Source organism: Chryseobacterium sp. YR221 (assembly GCF_900176315.1).
GTDB classification, from domain to species: domain Bacteria; phylum Bacteroidota; class Bacteroidia; order Flavobacteriales; family Weeksellaceae; genus Chryseobacterium; species Chryseobacterium rhizosphaerae.
In genome coordinates, this window is record NZ_FWXM01000001.1 from 296,549 (window position 1) to 315,510 (window position 18,962).

General features: G+C 37.0%; 19 protein-coding genes. 9 read left to right on the forward strand and 10 right to left on the reverse strand.

Going from position 1 to position 18,962, the window contains the following annotated elements:
• Positions 1-25: 25 nt before the first annotated feature.
• On the reverse strand, positions 26-1,873 hold the full coding sequence (locus B8967_RS01410) for an alpha-L-fucosidase (protein WP_084084023.1): 1,848 nt from the start codon (positions 1,871-1,873) through the stop codon (positions 26-28).
• Between the two features lie 180 nt (positions 1,874-2,053).
• Here B8967_RS01410 and B8967_RS01415 point away from each other — a divergent pair, with 180 nt between their 5' ends.
• The 3 genes from B8967_RS01415 to B8967_RS01425 are packed head-to-tail and all read left to right on the forward strand — an operon-like array spanning position 2,054 to position 3,895.
• Positions 2,054-2,275 (forward strand): MNIO class RiPP chryseobasin precursor ChrA, encoded by a 222-nt coding sequence (locus B8967_RS01415; protein ID WP_047495576.1) that lies wholly within the window; start codon positions 2,054-2,056, stop codon positions 2,273-2,275.
• Positions 2,276-2,278: 3 nt separating this feature from the next.
• Positions 2,279-3,373 (forward strand): MNIO family chryseobactin maturase, encoded by a 1,095-nt coding sequence (locus B8967_RS01420; protein WP_084084025.1) that lies wholly within the window; start codon positions 2,279-2,281, stop codon positions 3,371-3,373.
• 39 nt (positions 3,374-3,412) lie between these two features.
• Entirely contained in the window at positions 3,413-3,895 is a 483-nt protein-coding gene (locus B8967_RS01425) for a chryseobasin maturation helper ChrI (RefSeq protein WP_228405971.1), read from the forward strand.
• 212 nt (positions 3,896-4,107) lie between these two features.
• On the opposite strand, the gene rpe is transcribed toward B8967_RS01425, so the two are convergent.
• Together rpe and B8967_RS01435 are read right to left on the reverse strand one after the other, a co-directional pair.
• On the reverse strand, positions 4,108-4,758 hold the full coding sequence (rpe, locus tag B8967_RS01430) for a ribulose-phosphate 3-epimerase (RefSeq protein ID WP_047495569.1): 651 nt from the start codon (positions 4,756-4,758) through the stop codon (positions 4,108-4,110).
• A 104-nt stretch (positions 4,759-4,862) separates the two neighbouring features.
• Complete coding sequence (locus tag B8967_RS01435) at positions 4,863-5,936, reverse strand: chryseobasin maturation metalloprotease ChrP (protein ID WP_047495567.1); 1,074 nt, start codon at positions 5,934-5,936, stop codon at positions 4,863-4,865.
• Positions 5,937-5,987: 51 nt separating this feature from the next.
• Here B8967_RS01435 and B8967_RS01440 point away from each other — a divergent pair, with 51 nt between their 5' ends.
• On the forward strand, positions 5,988-6,692 hold the full coding sequence (locus tag B8967_RS01440; protein WP_047495564.1) for a DUF4294 domain-containing protein: 705 nt from the start codon (positions 5,988-5,990) through the stop codon (positions 6,690-6,692).
• 24 nt (positions 6,693-6,716) lie between these two features.
• Here the strand turns inward: B8967_RS01440 and B8967_RS01445 are convergent, their stop codons facing one another.
• Both B8967_RS01445 and mnmD read right to left on the reverse strand, forming a co-directional pair.
• A complete protein-coding gene (locus B8967_RS01445) occupies positions 6,717-7,133 on the reverse strand; it encodes an NUDIX hydrolase (RefSeq protein ID WP_047495561.1) in 417 nt (138 codons plus the stop codon).
• Between the two features lie 106 nt (positions 7,134-7,239).
• Positions 7,240-7,914 carry a tRNA (5-methylaminomethyl-2-thiouridine)(34)-methyltransferase MnmC2 gene (gene mnmD, locus B8967_RS01450; protein ID WP_084084029.1) on the reverse strand — a complete coding sequence of 225 codons (675 nt, stop codon included), beginning with the start codon at positions 7,912-7,914 and terminating at the stop codon, positions 7,240-7,242.
• A gap of 85 nt (positions 7,915-7,999) precedes the next feature.
• Between mnmD and B8967_RS01455 the strand changes: the two genes are divergently transcribed.
• From B8967_RS01455 to B8967_RS01475, 5 genes are all read left to right on the forward strand, one after another.
• Positions 8,000-9,070, forward strand: a complete 1,071-nt coding sequence (locus B8967_RS01455; RefSeq protein WP_047495555.1) for a branched-chain amino acid aminotransferase — start codon at positions 8,000-8,002, stop codon at positions 9,068-9,070.
• A 273-nt stretch (positions 9,071-9,343) separates the two neighbouring features.
• On the forward strand, positions 9,344-9,856 hold the full coding sequence (locus tag B8967_RS01460) for an FKBP-type peptidyl-prolyl cis-trans isomerase (RefSeq protein WP_084084030.1): 513 nt from the start codon (positions 9,344-9,346) through the stop codon (positions 9,854-9,856).
• Positions 9,857-9,937: 81 nt separating this feature from the next.
• Positions 9,938-10,975, forward strand: a complete 1,038-nt coding sequence (locus B8967_RS01465) for a peptidylprolyl isomerase (RefSeq protein WP_228406042.1) — start codon at positions 9,938-9,940, stop codon at positions 10,973-10,975.
• Positions 10,976-11,094: 119 nt separating this feature from the next.
• Entirely contained in the window at positions 11,095-12,258 is a 1,164-nt protein-coding gene (locus tag B8967_RS01470; RefSeq protein ID WP_143330440.1) for an aspartyl protease family protein, read from the forward strand.
• Between the two features lie 153 nt (positions 12,259-12,411).
• Entirely contained in the window at positions 12,412-12,627 is a 216-nt protein-coding gene (locus B8967_RS01475; protein WP_143330441.1) for a hypothetical protein, read from the forward strand.
• Between the two features lie 70 nt (positions 12,628-12,697).
• Here B8967_RS01475 and B8967_RS01480 read toward each other — a convergent pair whose 3' ends face one another.
• The 5 genes from B8967_RS01480 to B8967_RS01500 all read right to left on the reverse strand — a co-directional run bounded on the left by B8967_RS01480 (position 12,698) and on the right by B8967_RS01500 (position 18,921).
• Positions 12,698-12,943, reverse strand: a complete 246-nt coding sequence (locus B8967_RS01480) for a hypothetical protein (protein WP_123863341.1) — start codon at positions 12,941-12,943, stop codon at positions 12,698-12,700.
• A gap of 617 nt (positions 12,944-13,560) precedes the next feature.
• Positions 13,561-14,448: an alpha/beta fold hydrolase gene (locus B8967_RS01485; protein WP_084084036.1), complete on the reverse strand. Its 888-nt coding sequence runs from the start codon at positions 14,446-14,448 to the stop codon at positions 13,561-13,563.
• A 345-nt stretch (positions 14,449-14,793) separates the two neighbouring features.
• Entirely contained in the window at positions 14,794-16,152 is a 1,359-nt protein-coding gene (locus B8967_RS01490) for a M28 family peptidase (protein WP_084084038.1), read from the reverse strand.
• A gap of 2 nt (positions 16,153-16,154) precedes the next feature.
• Positions 16,155-17,516, reverse strand: a complete 1,362-nt coding sequence (locus tag B8967_RS01495) for a M28 family peptidase (RefSeq protein ID WP_084084040.1) — start codon at positions 17,514-17,516, stop codon at positions 16,155-16,157.
• Between the two features lies 1 nt (position 17,517).
• Entirely contained in the window at positions 17,518-18,921 is a 1,404-nt protein-coding gene (locus B8967_RS01500) for a M28 family peptidase (protein WP_084084042.1), read from the reverse strand.
• Positions 18,922-18,962: the final 41 nt, after the last annotated feature.

Sequence of the window (18,962 nt, forward strand, 5' to 3'; positions counted from 1 at the left end):
TTTTACATCTATTCTGAAATTAAGATTAAAGATTATTTTCAATGGCTCCAATCTTTTCTCTGTAGAGCTCGATGGGCTTGTCAAGCAAAACGGCAATGACGGTCATATTTTTATCGAGTCTTTCCTTCGGAATTTCTACGTATATAATACCTGGTCTGTCGCTCCAATATAGCTTATTGTAAATGCTGTGATCAAGTAAAGTACCTTCTCCAACAATTCTGATTCTGGCAATGTTGTTTTTTATTCCTTTTAAAGCAATAGGACCGGTTGGCTCGCCTTCCACAAAAAGATAAATAGTCTGTTTATCCTTAGACAGGCTGCTCATACCCGGATAATGACCTTCTGGCAACCCTTTTTCAGTGCCAAAAAGAGCTTCAGCATGCTTACTGATCCATTGAAGTGTTTCAGGATTTGTATGAGCGTTTTTACCAAGATGCATATCAAGCCCGTCACCGGTTAATCCGGAATTGGTGAACAGATCATCTCCATCATGGAGGGCGTCAGCAATATCATAAATGGCCGATCGGGTGTTTTTTTGATCCATAAGCTTGGAAAGGGGTTGCTTTTCTTTCTTAAAATCCTTGAGAAATACAGGAGGGGTATCGAAAGATAGCTCTACAACACTAACATCTTTATCGAATTTCACATTTGAAAAGTGAAGGCTTACTGTATTTTTGTCATTATAGCTCAGGTCTACTACAGCCTTGCTGTCTCCTATGATTTTTGCGGAGGTTGGCTTTGTGGCCAAGCCATATATTTTGGTTATGTTTTTAGCCTCTTCCAGATAGAGGAATACAGACTTTTTAGAATCAGACAGGGAAGACTTTCCTTTATAATTTTCAAAAGGAATTCCCCGTTGTGTTTCATAAACAGCCTTTTCATTTTTAGAGACCCATCTTCCAAGATTTTTTAAGATTTCCACCTGTTTTTCGGGAATCGTTCCATCAGCTTTAGGTCCTATATCAAGCAATAGATTACCTCCCATGCTGATAACATCTGCCAGGGTACGGACAATCATATTAGGAGTTTTATAGTTTTGATCATAGGGTTGATATCCCCACGAATCGTTCATCGTATAGCAGAGTTCCCAATAAGGGTTTTGCGGAGCAATAACGGGAATTCCCTGTTCCGGAGTGTCATAATCACCATGATGATTAAGCCTTGAGTTGATAATGATATCCGGATTGTATTGCTTCAGAATTCCAAGTGTCTGCGTAGCTTTCCATTCTTCAGAGGTATGTTCCCAGTCTCCGTCAAACCATAAAAGATCAGGTTTGTACTTTGAGGAAAGTTCAGTAAGTTGGGTCTGGTAGTAATTGGTGAATTGCTGCCAGCGCTTGGGATCATTTTTTAAATCATACCGCTTTTTAGTCCGGGTATTGATGTCATAGTACGGATGGCTCCAGTCCGGAAGCGAAAAATAAAGGCCTGTTTTTAATCCTGAATTTTTAAGACTGGTAACAAAAGGGCTTAAAACATCTTTTTGGGCTGAAGCATTACCCGGAATAGTGATCGCTTTTTCAGCATTAGAGTTCCAAAGTGCTATGCCATCATGATGTTTTGTGGTGATAACCGCATATTTTGCTCCTGATTCTTTGATAAGTCCAACCCATTGTTCCGGCTGGTATTTTGAAGCTGAAAACCCATTCAGTTGCTTCATATAATTCTCATAATTGATATAATTATTGAAGAAGGACCATGATTCAGAAATTCCGTTAACCGAATAAATTCCCCAGTGAATGAAAATCCCCAGTTTAGCGTTCCTGAACCATTCCATTTTCTTATTGTTGTCAACGGACTGTACTTGTGCATTGATGCTGTGTGCCGATATTGCCAATCCAAGGAAAACAGCTTTTATAAGCCTGTTTCTCATTTTTTATTTTTAATGATAAATATAAATAAAGAATACCTATTTTTCAAATATCCGTTTCAAATATTCGTTTAATAAGAGAAATACTACGTGAAAAAACTAAAATATTCAATGATAAATTATTGTATTTTTAAGGCAAAATAAATGGAACACTTATTGTAAACTTCCTTAAAAAGAAAAGAAATGAAAATTCCAACCCTATTAATGGCCAGTTTATTAGCAGTAGGAGTGTCTGCACAAACTACCAAGCCTGCTACGAACACTAAGAAGCCCGTAAAGAAAGTTAAAAAAGCGGTAATTAAAGAAACGCCGGAAAAACCAAAACCGGGAACTCCGAAAGTTATTGCGAAGAAAGATACAGTGGTGCGTTTACCTCATGGCTGTCCTGCCTGTGGAATGGGATAGGATATGGGAAAACCACTATTAGGATTATCCATGATGGCAGAGGCGGATTTTGTTTCTGCTATTTTGCCTTTATTACAGGACAACGCTGTGGATGTAGTAGAGTGGTCATTTGATACCTTCTTTGCGGCGGAAGAGCCGTCATGGCTTAAAGATCTTTTGAATTTTTATGCAGGAAATGGGCGTTTGCTTGGGCATGGCGTTTATTATTCCTTATTTGATGCAAGATGGACGGAGCGACAGGAAATGTGGCTTCAAAAGTTGAAGCATGAAGTTCAAAAGAGAAATTATAATCATATTACAGAACATTTCGGTTTTATGAATACCGAAAACTATCATCGGGGTGTACCATTGCCCCTTTCGTTGCATGCGAAAACTCTTGAGATTGGAAAAGACAGGCTTTACAGACTACAGGATGCTGTACCAATTCCTATTGGAGTAGAAAATCTGGCATTTTCCTTTTCCGTTGATGACGTCAGAGAGCAAGGTGTTTTTTTGGATAAGCTGGTGGATGATATCGATGGTTTTTTAATCCTTGATCTTCATAATATATATTGTCAGTCTTGTAACTTTGATGTGAGCATACAGGAAATTGTTAGTTTGTATCCTTTGGAGAAAGTTAAAGAGATTCATCTTTCGGGAGGAAGCTGGCAGGATAGTGTTTATGGTAAAAAAATGATCCGTAGAGATACGCATGATGATGTAATCCCGGAAGAGATCTTTAGTGTACTTCCCTCAGTGTTGTCACAATGCCATAACCTTGAGTATGTGATCATTGAAAGGCTGGGGTATACCATTCATACAGAAGAGGAGAAGCAGCGTTTTTTTAATGATTTTATGAGGGTTAAAAGCATTCTTAATGATTCAGATGGAATGAAGAGGAAAAAAGAAAAGTGGATGAAAAGAGAAATGCTCCTTCCAGGACCTGTGGAAGATTCCATTTTATATGAGGAACAGATCCTGCTTACAAAACTGTTATTTGATCATATTGACCCAACATTGATTAAAAATCAGAATTTTCATTATTTTAAAACAGAAAATTGGGATCCTGAAATGATTCTGACTGCCCAGAACATTATTAAAAAATGGAATCCCTATTAAAATATACCGACTACTAACCACAAATCAAAATATATGAAAATGGCAACCCTACTATTAATTTTTACTGCTGTACTTACGGCTTTGATTGCCGGGCTCTTTTATGCTTATTCCTGTTCTGTAGTATTGGGATTGGGAAAGTTATCTGATGGAGAATATCTGAAAGCAATGCAGAGCATTAACCGGGAAATTCTTAATCCTGTATTTTTTATAAGTTTTATGGGAACTGCAGTTCTTCTTCCGGTAGCTGCATTTGTATTTCGTGGACAGCCTGCTTTTATTTTTCTTTTGCTGGCAACATTAGCTTATCTGATTGGTGTTTTCGGGGTTACGGTAGCAGGAAATGTTCCGATGAATGATATACTTGATAAATTTGATATTTCAGGAGCTACCACCGATGCGATTCAACAAATGCGCGAAGGATTTGAGAAGAGGTGGAATCTCTTAAATAACATAAGAACGGTTTTCTCGGTTATCAGTATTGCTTTGGTAGTCTGCGCCTGCATTTGGAACAAGGAAATATAAAGAAATAATAGTGATTACGTAGAAGTGCTTACTTTTAAATTCAGTATTTCTACTGATGGATGTGTGGATCTTTATTGAGAAATTTGTGTTGTTATCAGGAAGAAATAAAGATAAAAACTCAAAATAGCTAATAACCACATCTACTCAAAGTTCCAAAATGAGGAAAGGCAGTCCCTACGAACTGCCTTTTTCTGTATATTTAAAAATACAATTTAAATTTTAAGAAGCTCGATGGTTCTTTCCGGGCTTTCTGCAGAGAATACCGCATTTCCGGCCACCAATACATCAGCTCCTGCTTCAAAAAGCTTAGAGGCATTATCAAGGTTGACACCACCGTCTATTTCAATAAGTGCAGTAGAGTTATTGCTTAAAATAAGATCTTTTGTTTCTGCAATCTTTTTATACGTGTTTTCAATGAATTTTTGCCCTCCAAATCCAGGGTTTACACTCATCAATAAAACAAGATCTACATCCGCAATAATATCTTCAAGCATTAAAACAGGAGTGGAAGGGTTTAAAACAACCCCAGCTTTCGCACCTTTGCTTTGGATATGATGAATTGTTCTGTGAAGGTGGGTACACGCTTCATAATGTACAGAAACAAGATCAGCACCGTGGTTGATAAATTCATCAACATATTTTTCGGGCTCTACAATCATTAAATGCACATCCACGAATTTTTTGGCATGCTGCTGAACCGTTTTCATTACCGGAAAACCGAATGAAATATTAGGTACAAATCTGCCATCCATGACATCAATATGGAACCAGTCAGCCTGAGAGGCATTCAGCATTTCAATGTCTCTTTGCAGATTCCCAAAGTCTGCAGATAAAAGGGAAGGAGCAATAAGCTTCGTTTTCATTTTTACTTTTTACTTAATATTAGATTTCAGATGTTAGACATCAGATATCAGACGTAGAATTCTGGTGTAATAGTCTAGGGCCTGATATCTGCTATCTAATATCTTTAATGATACTTCAGTTTCATTTCCGGTTTAATCTTCAGAATGGTTTCATAGATCAGTTTGATCACATTAGCCACATCTTCCTTAGATACCATTTCCACCGTTGTATGCATATAACGCAAAGGTAGGGAAATTAAAGCACTTGGTACCCCTCCGTTGGAGTGGGCGAAAGCATCTGTATCCGTTCCGGTTGCCCGGCTTGCCGCTGCTCTCTGGAAAGGTATTTTCTTTGTTTTTGCGGTATCAATAATCAATTCTCTGATCGTATGGTGAACGCTTGGTGCAAAGAATACCACTGGTCCGTCTCCGCATTTCTGATCCCCTTCTTTTTTCTTTTCGATCATAGGAGTGGTTGTATCATGGGTAACGTCGGTTACTATCGCAATATTAGGCTTAATCGTATCTGCGATCATGTCAGCTCCATAAAGGCCTACTTCTTCCTGAACAGAATTCGTGATATACAGCCCAAAAGGAATTGTTTTTTTATTCTCTTTTAAAAGCCTTGCCACTTCAGCAATCATAAAGCCTCCGATTCTGTTATCCAAAGCTCTGCATACAAAGTATCTGTCATTCATTTCAAAGAACTCATCCGGGTAAGTGATCATACAGCCTACATAAATTCCCATTTCCTCCACTTCTTTTTTGGAAGTGGCTCCGCAATCGATGAAAATGTTTTCAATTTTTGGAGTAGGTTCATTCTGGTTGGTTCTGGTATGAATAGCCGGCCATCCGAATACTCCTTTTACAATTCCGTTTTCTCCGTGGATATGTACTACTTTTGAAGGAGCGATGGTCTGATCCGATCCTCCGTTTCGGATGACATAAATCAATCCGTCATCAGTAATATAGTTTACGTACCAGGAGATTTCATCGGCATGGGCTTCAATCACTACTTTAAATTCAGCTTCGGGATTAATGATGCCGTAACAGGTCCCATAATGATCTACTTCAATTTTATCTACATACGGTCTGATATAGTCCATCCAGACCTCTTGTCCCTTGTGTTCGTAACCTGTTGGCGATGAAGTGTTTAAATATTTTTCTAAAAATTTTAAAGATTTCTTTTCAAATTTCATAAAAAGGAATGATTTTTGCGTTTAATTTTTATTCTTATAAGTGTAAAAATAATGAATTTTAGGAAGATTATCTGCCTTTTTATTTTCTTTTTTGGAGTCAGTGTTTTTGGTCAGAAGGATTCTATTGTGGCAAAACCCCTTAACCAATACCCTGCTGAATCTCTGAAAGTGGATGAATTCGGTAATAAGTATTATTACGACGAGCAGCAAAAGGTTAAAATCTATGAGATTAACGGAGAACCTGTAGTGGTGATGGATGAGCTTGTTTTAGTAAACAAACCCCGATTCAACAATCAGCTGGATAAAAATTACTATTATTTCCTAAATAAAAAGCTATACAGAGTATATCCGTTATTTGTGACAGCTTTGCAACAGTATAGGGATATGCAGGCGGATATGAATGATATGGACAGCAAGGCTAAAAGAAAATTTATAAGAGAAAGACAGAACATGCTTGCTGACCAATATGAAAAACAGTTAAGAGATCTTACGACAACTGAAGGGCAGGTTTTTGCCAAATTGATGAACAGAGCTACAGGCAAAAATGTTTATGAAATTATAAAAGAGCTTAGAGGAGGATGGAGCGCCTTTTGGTGGAATGTAAAAGGAAAGATGGCTGATATTGATTTGAAAGAACAATATGATCCTCACAGAAACAGAAGTGATGAATTTATAGAGTCATTGCTTCAGTCCAACTGGAATTCCGGTTATTTAAAACCTTATCCGGGAGCCAATCAGTTTAAAGTGAAAAAATAATAATATAAAATTCCTGTAAGTTTCTTACAGGAATTTTTCTTTTAATTTATCGAATACAATTTTATCTATGGGAAGAGGAAACGGATTGTCGGGTCTGTCGATAGCCATCCATTCTGTTTTCTCAATGCAGGGATCCATAATCAGGAAATCTTCTTCATTGGTGATATGGACAATATAATATATGGTAAGGAGCTGTTCGTTTTCTCTGAAGCGGGAAACCAAAAAATTTTCTTGAGTAAAGAAATGCTCTTTAATATCTATTTTTACATTGAGCTCTTCATCGAATTCACGGTGCAGACATTCCAGGACTCCTTCTCCATATTCCAATCCTCCTCCGGGGAATTTAACTAAAGCTTCTCCTGCATATTCTTCAAATAAGGTTAAAACTTTTTTGTCTTTCACTGCACAACCATACACTCTAATGTTGATCTTGTCTATCATATATAATAGGTATAATATTTTGTAAAGCTAAGGTAAGGAATTTTCATGAAGCAGTAGGGCGAAAATAGGAAAAAGGAATGGAGGTAAATCCACCTTTTTATACCCATTAAAGCTTGAGTGCGTTAATCATCTCTCTTTTTCCCGGGGGACCCTGTTTTTTCTCTACCTTAAAGTTCAGTTCCTGAAGAATTCTTCTTACACTTCCTTTAGAAGAGTAGGTTGTTAATAATCCATTAATGGCCATTTTGTCAGAAACCATTTCAAATAATGGTTTTTCCCAAAGATCAGGCTGCACCCTTGCTCCGAAACAGTCGAAGTAGACTAGGTTAATGTTGGGCAATTCTATATCCTTCAGGTCAAAAAAGTCACATTCTATCTTTTTTAAGTTGAAACCACTAATGATTTCAACTGGCTTTTCCCAATCTGCTAGATGAATTTTCTGATAAATATTTTTGAATTCAGGGTTATCAAAAAGCTCAAAATATGCCAAATCGTTAACTTCGGATTCATTTACGGGGTATTTTTCGAGCGAAAAATAATTAATGACATGATTTTTGTCAGTTTTTAAATATTCATTAATTGTAACCAAAACATTCAAACCTGTTCCAAAACCGAGTTCTAAAATATTAATTTCGTAATCATTAACTAAATTTAGTCCATTTTTGATAAACACATGTTCTGCTTCTTGCAATGCGCCATGATGAGAATGGTAGTTTTCATTTAAATCATTGATAAACAATGTTTTACTCCCGTCGTTTGTGGTCTTTATTTCTCTTTTCAAGCTATTTTTTTGTCAAATTTACTCTAAAATTTTTATATTTAGAAAATTATATTAAATTTGTAGAACATCGTAAAAAATTTTAAAAATGATAATTCAAAAAACTGAAAACTCTAGAATTTCTACATTTGACCCAAATAATTTTTCATTTGGTGGTACTTTCATTGATCATATGATCATCTGTGAGTATGAAGATGGAAAATGGGGTGATGTGAAATTAGTTCCTTACGGTCCGATACCATTTACACCTGCTATGATGGGAGTAAACTATGGGCAAGCTTGTTTTGAAGGTATGAAAGCTTATAAAGACAAAGATGGGCAGGTTTTCCTTTTCAGGCCTGAAAAGAATTTTGAACGTATCAATAAGTCAGCGAAGCGTCTTGCGATGCCTGAAGTGACTGAAGAAATGTTTTTAGACGGATTGAAAGCGTTGGTAGATATCGACAGAGAGTGGATTCCACAAGGAGAAGGAATGTCTTTATATATCAGACCATTGATTTTTGCTACTGAAGAAGCTTTGAAAGCAAGAGTTTCTAACAAATATATGTTCGCTATTGTTGCAACCCCTGCGAAGAGCTATTATTCAGAGCCTGTTTCTGTAAAAATCTCTGATCACTATTCAAGAGCAGCAAATGGAGGGGTAGGTTCTGCTAAAGCTGCAGGAAACTATGCCGCTTCTTTTTACCCAACTCAGTTGGCTATCGAAGAAGGATATGAGCAAATTATCTGGACGGATGATGCTACCCATGAATATTTTGAAGAGAGTGGTACTATGAATGTATTTGTAAGAATTAACGATACTATTTATACACCTCCAACTTCAGAGAAGATTCTTGACGGAGTTACAAGAGACAGTTTCCTTCAATTGGCTAAGAAAAGAGGTATTGAAGTGAAAGTAGAACCAATTCCGGTAAAAACGGTAGTTGAAGCTCAGAAAAACGGTACTTTAAAAGAAGTATGGGGAGTAGGAACTGCTGTAGTAACTACGGTGTTCCAGGCCTTAGGATACCAGGGAGAAAAACTGGAGCTTCCAAGATTATCTGATGAGGATAGTTTTGCAGCTACTCTTAAGAAAGATTTGGTAGACTTACAGAACAATCTTTCTGAAGATCCATTCGGATGGAGAGTTGTGGTTGACCACGCTTTAGAAACAGTTTAATCTAAACTGAATATAAAATATATAGAAGCCGGAATATTTCCGGCTTTTTTTATTGACCTGCCATAGGGGATGAAAAATTAATATGGAAAATCCAGTATTTTTTAACATGAAAGAGCCTTGCATAAAGTTTTTCTTAGTCATCTTAAAAACCTGTAGTTGGAAGCAATTTTTTGTTACGGTAAAATATCGTATTTTATGTTCCTTAAATTGTTCCTGGAAATCTCATATAAGTTTTGTAATTGATTCACGAAATGTGTATTTTCGCAAAAGTTTATGAGAAAATTAGTCTTCATATCATTAGTCAGTCTGTTGAGCTGCAATAGAAATGCACAGCCGGCACATCCTCCCGTAGGCGGTGTTTTGAGCCAAAAAGATCTGGACGTTTCTAAAGAAAGGATGAAAAATCTGAATGCCATAGAAAGAGGGCATATCCAGCAATGGGCCAATAGCCAGCCGGTAAAATATTATCCTACACAGCTTAATTACTGGGTTACAGTGGAAGGGTATGATCAGAGAGAAAGGAGAGCAGATAATACCGTGATCTCTTATTCTTATGATCTGTATGATTTTGATGAGACCAAGATTTATGACCAGTCTTTTGAAAGAAGAGACGCTAAATTTGGACATTTTGATGAGCTGAAAGCTGTAGAAAACGCATTACGATTTATACGTAATGGAGAAGAGGTAACCCTTTTGGTACCATCTTCCCTGGCATATGGAACATTTGGAGACGAAAAAAAAATAGATAACGACATCCCATTAATCATAAAATTAAAAGCTTTATAATACATGAAATTGTTTAACAAAAATATAATTCTGGCAGCGGCAAGTATTTCGCTGATGAGTTGTACTCCAATTTATAAAAAAATGAACGTAGACAAAGAAACTTACGAAGGTCTTAATGACGGACTTTATGCAAATTTTCAAACCACAAAAGGGAATCTGATTGTAAAGTTTGAAGACAAGAAAGCACCAGTAACTGTGGCCAACTTTATCGGTCTTGCAGAAGGGAAAATCGACAACAAGGCTAAAGCTAAAGGAGTTCCTTATTATGATGGAACAATTTTCCACAGAGTGATCAAAGATTTCATGATTCAGGGAGGTGATCCTCAGGGAACAGGAATGGGAGATCCTGGATATAAATTCGAGGATGAGAGAAACGACCTTAAACATACTGGAAAAGGTATTCTTTCTATGGCAAACTCTGGACCTAATACCAATGGTTCTCAGTTTTTCATTACCGAAGTGGCTACACCTTGGTTAGACGGAAAGCACACTATTTTCGGTAAAGTAGTGAAAGGAAATGACGTAATTGATGCTATTGCTAACGTTGAAAAAGGAGCTCAAGATAAGCCTAAAACAGATATCGTTTTAGAAAAAGTTTCTGTTTTCGGTAAAGGTGATGAGTACAAAAACTACGATGCAGCTAAGACTTTCAGCGAAGGGAAAGCTAAAATCGCAGAAAATAATAAAGCTTTCATTGCTAAAGAGGAAGCTGAAAGAAAGAAAAAAGAAGAAGAATTCAAAGCTAATCAGGAGAAAATGACTGAAGCCCTGAAAGCAGGTATGCAGAAAACTGAATCTGGTCTTTATTACAAAATCACAAAAACGACAGACGGTAAAGCTCCGAAATCAGGTGATAATGTATCTGTACACTATGCTGGAAAGTTAGTAGACGGGACAGAATTTGATTCTTCATTCAAAAGAAATGAGCCTATCGATATTCCAATCGGAATGGGAAGAGTAATCAAAGGATGGGATGAAGGAATCCTGTTATTGAAAGAAGGTGAAACTGCTACTTTATTGATCCCACCGGCAATGGCTTATGGAGAAAGAGGAGCAGGAGGAGTTATTCCGCCAAACGCTTGGTTAATCTTCGATGTTGAGCTTGTAAAAGTGAAATAATTGAAATCTTTTTAAGATATAAAAGCCGTTCCGGAAGGGGCGGCTTTTTTTGTTTTTGATGGAAGAATAAGAAATTTTGCTCAGACTTTAAAAAATATTATTTTAGTAAAAAATACCTTGTGAAAAAAATTTTACTTAGTCTCTTGTTATTATCTAATCTTAACTTGTTTGCCCAGGGGAAGAAATTCTTTGAAGGGGGAGAGGTTCAGCTAAAAGAAGCCGTTGAAAAACTCAACTTACAATATTCTACCGATTTACCTTTTGTAAAAGTGAATATTAATGGAAAAATGTATAATTTTCTGTTCGATACCGGAGCTCCAACTATTATTTCTACAGCCATCTATACTGATCTGGGGCTTGAAAAAAAACATAAAAGTACTGTAAAGGACTCTCAGAAAAACAAACAGGAACAGATTTTCACCGTATTGCCTGAGATGGTTGTCGACCAGGCTACCTTTAAAAATATAGGGGTTATGGTGATGGATCTTAAAGCGGCAGAATTCGGATGTCTAAAAGTGGATGGTATTCTCGGAGCCAATCAGATGGCAAAACTTTTTTGGCGGATAAATTATACTGAAAAATCTCTGGAAGTGACCCAAAGTCTTTCCAGGTTTGATCTTAAAGGGTATGATATTGTTATCCCTTTTGATACGAAAGATCAGAAAACTCCCATCGTAGAAACAAAAATTTTAGATAAAAAAAATAATTTTACTTTCGATACCGGTTTTTCAGGGAATATAAAGATTACAGAGAATGACTTTAATGCTAAGAAAGTATCAGAGCGAATAGAAGTATATGGGAATAATGCGGTAGGAGCTTATGGTGCCGGAAAGCCCACACTCGGTTATATTTTTAAATCCTCAGATTGGGTATTGGGAAATAAAAATTTTACCAATGAGATAATGACTACAGGAAGTTCAAATTTGATTGGAAATGATTTCCTGAAAAATTTTGTTTTTATTTTAGACTGGTCTGATCATAAAATCTATATGAAACAGATTGGAAATAATTCTCATAAACTGGAATCTTTCGGTTTTGGATATCGTTTTATAGATACAAAACCTACGGTTGTTTATATATTTCAGGAAGAGCATTTCCCTTTACAGATTGGCGATTCAATTATCAGTATTAATGATATTAAGCTTGATAATCTCGATAAAGATGGTGCATGTCATTATTTTCTCAATAGGGTAGAAAGTCAGTATGATACGATTAATGTGAAAATTAAGAGGAATGGGAGTATACTGGATATAACCCTGAAAAAGAAAGCATATCTGAAATAACGAACAGCTGTTGTAGAAAAGGATTGTTGATATTCTAAAAAAGGATCAGGGAAATTGATGTATGCCGATATGGTTTACCGTAGAAATCCGGATTTCTGTACAACCAATTTATGCTTATCTTTATCCGTCACCAATGAAACAAAATATAAGAATATGATTAATCTAGATTATGCTTTGATCCGAAAAGAAATTGAAGCACAAGTATGTAAAGAACATGGTTTGCATCCTGAATTTGTGAAAACAGATGATGGTTTTGGAATAAAGGCCTGTTGTGAACCTTTCAGGATAGAACTGGTTGCAAAATCTGAAAAAATGATTGAGGAAGAAACGATAAAGATTCTTACCGAGATGATGAAAGGCATTGAATAAATGATCAGTGAGTATAACACAAAAAACCGTCCCAAAGGACGGTTTTTTCAGTAAAAAAAAGAATTAAAAGTTATATGTTTCTGCTGGACCTTTTTTTCATACTTGTCCCCGCAAGGGAACTGATGAATACAAGACCAAAGCCGATGTAAGCGGCAAATGCGGTCAGATATATTATTAAGCTGTTAAAGCTTGGTTTTAAGGTGTATACCAATACAGAAAAGACGGCAAAACTCAATACCAAAAGCAGGCTCCAGATATGCATTTTTGCAGCATCTTCATTTCTCTTAAAAATCATTTCAAAAAAATCTCTCATCATTACTAACATTTTAAGGGTTATACATTAATTTATATGGATAAGCAGCTGTCTTACATGGTAAAAAGAATATATTCTCTTACTGGGCTAAGGTTCACGAAGACGTGCCATTTATTTATACGACTGAGCCCGGAGCATAAAGCTTAGGGTTGATCAGTAAATTTTTTGAATCATTAATGACTCATGGGTTCTGATACCAGTTTGATACAGATTATAAGTTTTATTGCGAAAAACAAACCGAAGGTTGATTAATCACAATTTCCATATCATTTAGGGTATCGTAGAAAAAAAAGATTCACATTTTGAATCAGTGGAAAACTGAAAATCTATAGAAGATCTTTTTTTTCATCTAGTGTTTTTATGTTTTTTTCGTTTTAAGACATGCCAATTTCATGCCAAAGTGAGTATTTTACCATTAACATTTTATTTTTTATGGCTGTATGTAGTTGTTTTACAGTGTTTTTTCGGACTTATTTCCTTAAACAAGGAGAAATGTTTTAAATTTTGGATTCTGATGATAAAAATTTCGGGCTAAAGCTCATTTCTATTAAGAAATAAATAGGACATTTGATTATACAAGCACAACCGTAAAAATAGGTGTGGTCATCTGTTTTTATATTCTATTTTTTTTGACTGTTTATTCCTGAAAGAAATGTACTAATCCGCTCATTAATTTCATTTGGAAACTCTCCATTGATTGCATGTGAAGCTGCCGGCCAAATTTCAGCTTCAATAGGGTTCGAAAGACTTTTTGCATAGGCTAAGGCTTTAGCTGAATCGTGTACAATACTTTTGCCTGCAAAAATGACCAGTATTGGTGCTTGAATAGAGTTTAACTGTTCAGTAGTAAACTGTTTAGGAGGTGGTGTTTTGATCAGAAAATCTTTTAATCCAATCGAAATAAGGTGAGCGGTAGAATCTTGCGAATCGACCTGAGCTCCTCCAGAAATCCAGCTCATTGATTTTTTGCGCCAGTATTCAGGAACAAAAGGAAGAATGGTAATCAGTGAAAACACAATGATTTTCAGAGAAAATGGAGCAAAAACCAGTGCGGGATCCAACAAGATAATGGATGCAATATATTTTTGATAATGGACGGCATAATTTACTGCGGACCAGCCGCCAAAGGAAACACCCACCAGATGGACCTTTGTTAGTCGTAGTTCCCTCAAGACGTCTTCTACCCAGGCAGCCTGTTGTTCATTATCTTTAATAGGTTTTGTCTGGGTACTCATACCGGGTTCACCCAGAAGATCCATAGAATAAACATCATAAGTCTTGAGCAGTCCTGCCATATTGGGCTCCCACATGGGTGTTGAAGCTGCTCTTCCCGGAAAAAGCAGAATAGGTATTCCTCCCCGGTTTCCAAACCGATAAACCCTTACTGTTCCATAAGTAGTATCGATATCGAAGATCTTCTGTGGTACAGGAAGTTTCTTCATGGCTTCATCATAAAATGTAAGAAATTTCTGATGTATTTTTTCTGATTTGAATCTACTTATTTCCATACCATATTCTATTATTCTAATGTAAGATGGTGTAAGATAGCTATTTAATATGGTCAAAATAGCAATTCAGAAACAAAATCTGATTTAAAATATCCGGATCCATTGAAGACTAAAATGAAATTTGATCAGTTATAGTCTTCGGCGGATGTATTGTACAACCTCCGAATCTTTGCAAGCATCGAATGCGAATTATGTTTTGGCGACAGCCATTGGATGAATTTTTATAAGATAAAGGGGCTAAAGCCCTTTTCGATTGATGATAAATTAAAGAGTTCATAAAAACCCGAATTTTTCAAGGTTTCTATGAACTCTTTTGATGTTAATTTTTTAAGATACAAACGGGGATTACCAGTTTTTATCAATCATGTAGATCATCTGTGTCATTGCTGCAGCGCCTAGCAGAAGCTCTCTGCGGTTTACCTTTTCAAAGGTATCTTCTTCGGTGTGATGGATATCGAAATATCTTTGTGAATCGGGCATCAGCTCAGCAGCTGGGATTCCCATATCGTGAAGGGGGTATAAATCTGTCCCTGAGAATCTTTCGTTAAAGTTATAGACTCCATAAGGAAGGAAGAGTTTTGACCAGCCCTTGATTTGATTTCTTTTGGTATCATCCATATCCAGGGCAATACCTCTCGGAGCAAAACCACCGGCATCAGATTCAATAGCGAAAAGATGTTTTTCATTGTTTTCTTTTACCGCTTTACCATACTGAACACCTCCTTTTACGCCGTTTTCTTCATTGGCGAAACATACGACTCTGATGGTATGGTTGTTTTGTATTCTCAGTTTTTTGAAGGTTCTCAAGACTTCTATACTCTGAACAATTCCGGCTCCGTCATCATGAGCTCCTTCACCTACATCCCAAGAATCCAGGTGTCCGCCAACAACAATAACGCTTTGGTCTTTTTTACCCGTAATTTCACCAATAACAGAGTGGGAGAGTTTCTCACCTTTCATCCCACAGTTGGAATTAAGTTTGGCGGTGATCTTCTGGTTTTTCAGCAGAGTTTCCAGCTCATCTGCCGTTGTATTTCCAACAGCTACAGCGGGTACTTTGGATACATTATCTTCATAACGCATTGCTCCGGTATGGGGAACATCATCGAAAGCTGAAGAAAGAGAACGTATAATAGCGAATTTCCCCCCTTTTTTAGCAGTTAATGCCGCAGCAGTTACCCGATATTTGGCAGCATCACTATATCCTTTGAATGTTTCTATAAATGACTGACTGAAAGGGTAGTTGAAGAAAACTATCTTATCCTTTACTTTCTCAGCAGGCAATGCATTATATTCTTCAATGGATTTTACCATGATGATCTCTCCTGAAATATCTTTTCCTCCTGTCCCTTCAGAATTTCCTAAAGAAAGCATTTTAAGATTTTTCCAGCTGCCGTTTGCCGTTTTGATGTGTAAGGATTCCTTGCCTCTTTCCCAGACCGGAATCATCACTTCCTGAAGCCAGACTTTATCGGCTCCGGCATCTTTAAGTTTCTGCGCTGCCCATTTTACGGACTTTTCATAAGCTTCGGAACCGCTTAAACGATGGCCAATATTTTTGGTGAGTTCCCTTAATTCGTTATAGCCTTTTCCATTGTTTAAGATTTCAGTAGAAATCCTGTTAAACTGTACGGAATCTTCTTTGGTTTGGCCCAAAACAGCTACTCCCAAAAGTAATAATGTTGTACCTAATATCTTTTTCATGATTACCAATTTTTATCAATCATATAAATAAGTTGTGTCATCACAGTGGAGCCGAGAAGAAGTTCTCTGCGGTTTACTTTTTCAAAAGTATCTTCTGAAGTGTGATGGATATCGAAATAACGTTGGGGATCAGGAACTAATTCTGCAGTGGGAACACCCATTTCATGGAGTGGAGCAATATCTGACCCTGAATATTTTCCCTCGAAATTGTAAACTCCATAGGGCAAGAAGAGGTTTACCCAGCTTTTGATCTGGTCTCTTTTGGTGTTGTCCATTTCTAACGAAATACCTCGTGGAGCATAACCTCCTGCATCAGATTCAATGGCGAAAAGATGTTTTTCGTTGTGATCTTTAGCTGTTTTTCCATATTGCTTGCCCCCTTTTGTCCCATTTTCTTCATTGGCGAAACAAACGGCTCTGATGGTATGGTTATTTTGTATTCCCAGTTTTTTGAAGGTTCTCAAGACTTCTATACTCTGAACGATTCCTGCTCCGTCATCATGAGCTCCTTCTCCTACATCCCACGAATCCAGATGGCCGCCAACAACAATAACGTTTTGATCTTTTTTGCCTGTAATTTCACCAATAACAGAGTGGGAGAGTTTCTCACCTCTCATCCCACAGTTGGAATTAAGTTTTGCCGTTACCTTTTGATTTTTTAATAAAGCTTCCAGTTCGTCTGCGCTGGTGTTTCCAATCGTCACTGCGGGAACTTTAGACACATTATCATCATAACGCATATTTCCGGTGTGTGGAACATCATCAAAAGCGGAAGAAAGAGAGCGTATAACAGCAAATTTCCCTCCTTTTTTAGCCGTTAAAGAAGCTGCTGTCCTTCTGTAAGCTCCAGCTTCCCGATAGGCAATAAAGGTTTGTACATGTCCCTGATTGAAGGGGTAATTAAAGAAAACAATTTTATCTTTAACTTTTTCAGCCGGTAACCTGTCATATTCTTCCAATGATTTTACCATGATGATTTCTCCTGAAACATCTTTTCCTGCTGTCCCTTCAGAGTTGCCCAAAGAAAGCATTTTAAGGCTTTTCCAGCTTCCATTTGAAGTTTTGATGTGTAAGGATTCCTTACCTCTTTCCCAGACAGGAATCATCACTTCCTGAAGCCAGACTTTATCAGCTCCGGCATCTTTAAGTTTCTGTGCCGCCCATTTTACAGATTCTTCATAAGCTTGAGAACCGCTCAATCGGTTACCAATATCTTTGGTGAGCTCTTTTAATTCATTGTAGCCTTTTCCATTATTCAGGATTTCTGTGGAAATCCTGTTAAACTGTATAGAATCCTCTTTGGTTTGGCCGGATACAAAAGCCACCCCGAGAATCAGTACTGATAGATTTATAATTTTTTTCATGTTACCAGTTTTTATCAATCATGAAAATAAGTTGAGTCATAGCAACAGCTCCCAGAAGAAGCTCTCTTTTATTTACTTTGTCGAAAGTGTCTTCTACAGAATGATGGTAATCAAAATAGCGCTGTGTGTCTACTACCAGCTCTGCCAGAGGAATATCCAGTTTTTTTAAAGGGGCAATATCCTGTATTGCATACGTTTGATCAAAATCATAAATTCCGTAGGGAAGGAAATAATTTTTCCATTCAAAGATCTGTCTTCTTCTCTGAGGAGGCATATCTAATGAGAATCCTCTTGGAGAATAGCCTCCGGAATCTGTTCCTAAAGCGAAAATATGTTTCTCATCTTTCTTTTTTACATACGAAGCATACATATCCCGGCCCTGGCCGCCATTTTCACTATTGGCGTACAATACGATTCTTATCGTATGATTATTGGTGAAACCAAGCGCTTTAAGGGTTCTTAAAACCTCAATGCACTGTACAACTCCGGATCCGTCATCATGGGCTCCTTCTGCAAAGTCCCATGAATCAAGCTGCGCTCCCAAAACAATCACTTTCCCATCTTTATTTCCAGGAATTTCACCAATGATATTCTGGTTAACAATTTCTCCTTTTGTTTCGGCAGATAGGTTCAGTTTGGCGGTTACTTTTTGTTTTTTCAGTAATTTTTCAAGTTCATCAGCTGATTTTACACCAATGGTTATTGCAGGGATTCTCACCCTGTCATCCGGTTCATAATAAATCATTTTAGCATGAGGGGTATCATCTGAAGCTGTAGTGAGCGAGCGTATAATTAAACCTTTAGCTCCTCTTTTGCCAATAACAGAGGCTGAGAGCAATTTAGATTTGGCAGTGATAAGATAAGCGTCAACGGTATTAACTACTTTCTGGTCTAAAGGAGAATTGACAAAAATGATCTTATCTTTTAATTGAGCAGAAGTTAAAGCGTTCAGTTCTGTCATATCATTCACCAGTAAAAGTTCTGCCGTAAGATCTTTTCCGCCTGTTCCTTCAGAATTTCCAAAGGAGAGCATTCTGATATTTTTCCATTCTCCGTTTCCTGATTTTATTTGCAGAGACTCTTTACCTCTGATCCAGACAGGAACTTTTACATCCTGTTTCCATATATTTTGTATACCGGCGTCTTTCAGCTTTTTTTCAGCCCATTCGGATGCTTTTGCATACCCCGGAGTGGCACTGAAACGCGGTCCGATGCCTTTTGTAAGCTCTCCAAGATTAGAATAAGCTTCACCGTTGGTTAAGATTTCGTCTGATATCTTTTTAAATTCATCATGATAATTGAATTTGGCTACTGTGCCTTTTTTTGCCGGATGTTTTTGCGGCTTTTTCTGAGAAAATAAAAATCCACTCAAAAAGAGTGGAAGTATGATGAATATTTTTTTCATTTTTTATTTACCTTTCTTTTCCGATGTTAAAAGTAGGGAAA

Excerpts from the sequence above, each read along its gene's own strand:
- B8967_RS01410 (WP_084084023.1), bottom strand. The coding sequence starts at position 1,873 with ATGAGAAACAGGCTTATAAAAGCTGTTTTCCTTGGATTGGCAATATCG.
- B8967_RS01415 (WP_047495576.1), top strand. The coding sequence starts at position 2,054 with ATGAAAATTCCAACCCTATTAATGGCCAGTTTATTAGCAGTAGGAGTG.
- B8967_RS01420 (WP_084084025.1), top strand. The coding sequence starts at position 2,279 with ATGGGAAAACCACTATTAGGATTATCCATGATGGCAGAGGCGGATTTT.
- B8967_RS01425 (WP_228405971.1), top strand. The coding sequence starts at position 3,413 with ATGGCAACCCTACTATTAATTTTTACTGCTGTACTTACGGCTTTGATT.
- rpe (WP_047495569.1), bottom strand. The coding sequence starts at position 4,758 with ATGAAAACGAAGCTTATTGCTCCTTCCCTTTTATCTGCAGACTTTGGG.
- B8967_RS01435 (WP_047495567.1), bottom strand. The coding sequence starts at position 5,936 with ATGAAATTTGAAAAGAAATCTTTAAAATTTTTAGAAAAATATTTAAAC.
- B8967_RS01440 (WP_047495564.1), top strand. The coding sequence starts at position 5,988 with ATGAATTTTAGGAAGATTATCTGCCTTTTTATTTTCTTTTTTGGAGTC.
- B8967_RS01445 (WP_047495561.1), bottom strand. The coding sequence starts at position 7,133 with ATGATAGACAAGATCAACATTAGAGTGTATGGTTGTGCAGTGAAAGAC.
- B8967_RS01455 (WP_047495555.1), top strand. The coding sequence starts at position 8,000 with ATGATAATTCAAAAAACTGAAAACTCTAGAATTTCTACATTTGACCCA.
- B8967_RS01460 (WP_084084030.1), top strand. The coding sequence starts at position 9,344 with ATGAGAAAATTAGTCTTCATATCATTAGTCAGTCTGTTGAGCTGCAAT.
- B8967_RS01465 (WP_228406042.1), top strand. The coding sequence starts at position 9,938 with ATGAACGTAGACAAAGAAACTTACGAAGGTCTTAATGACGGACTTTAT.
- B8967_RS01475 (WP_143330441.1), top strand. The coding sequence starts at position 12,412 with ATGATTAATCTAGATTATGCTTTGATCCGAAAAGAAATTGAAGCACAA.
- B8967_RS01480 (WP_123863341.1), bottom strand. The coding sequence starts at position 12,943 with ATGATGAGAGATTTTTTTGAAATGATTTTTAAGAGAAATGAAGATGCT.
- B8967_RS01485 (WP_084084036.1), bottom strand. The coding sequence starts at position 14,448 with ATGGAAATAAGTAGATTCAAATCAGAAAAAATACATCAGAAATTTCTT.
- B8967_RS01490 (WP_084084038.1), bottom strand. The coding sequence starts at position 16,152 with ATGAAAAAGATATTAGGTACAACATTATTACTTTTGGGAGTAGCTGTT.
- B8967_RS01495 (WP_084084040.1), bottom strand. The coding sequence starts at position 17,516 with ATGAAAAAAATTATAAATCTATCAGTACTGATTCTCGGGGTGGCTTTT.
- B8967_RS01500 (WP_084084042.1), bottom strand. The coding sequence starts at position 18,921 with ATGAAAAAAATATTCATCATACTTCCACTCTTTTTGAGTGGATTTTTA.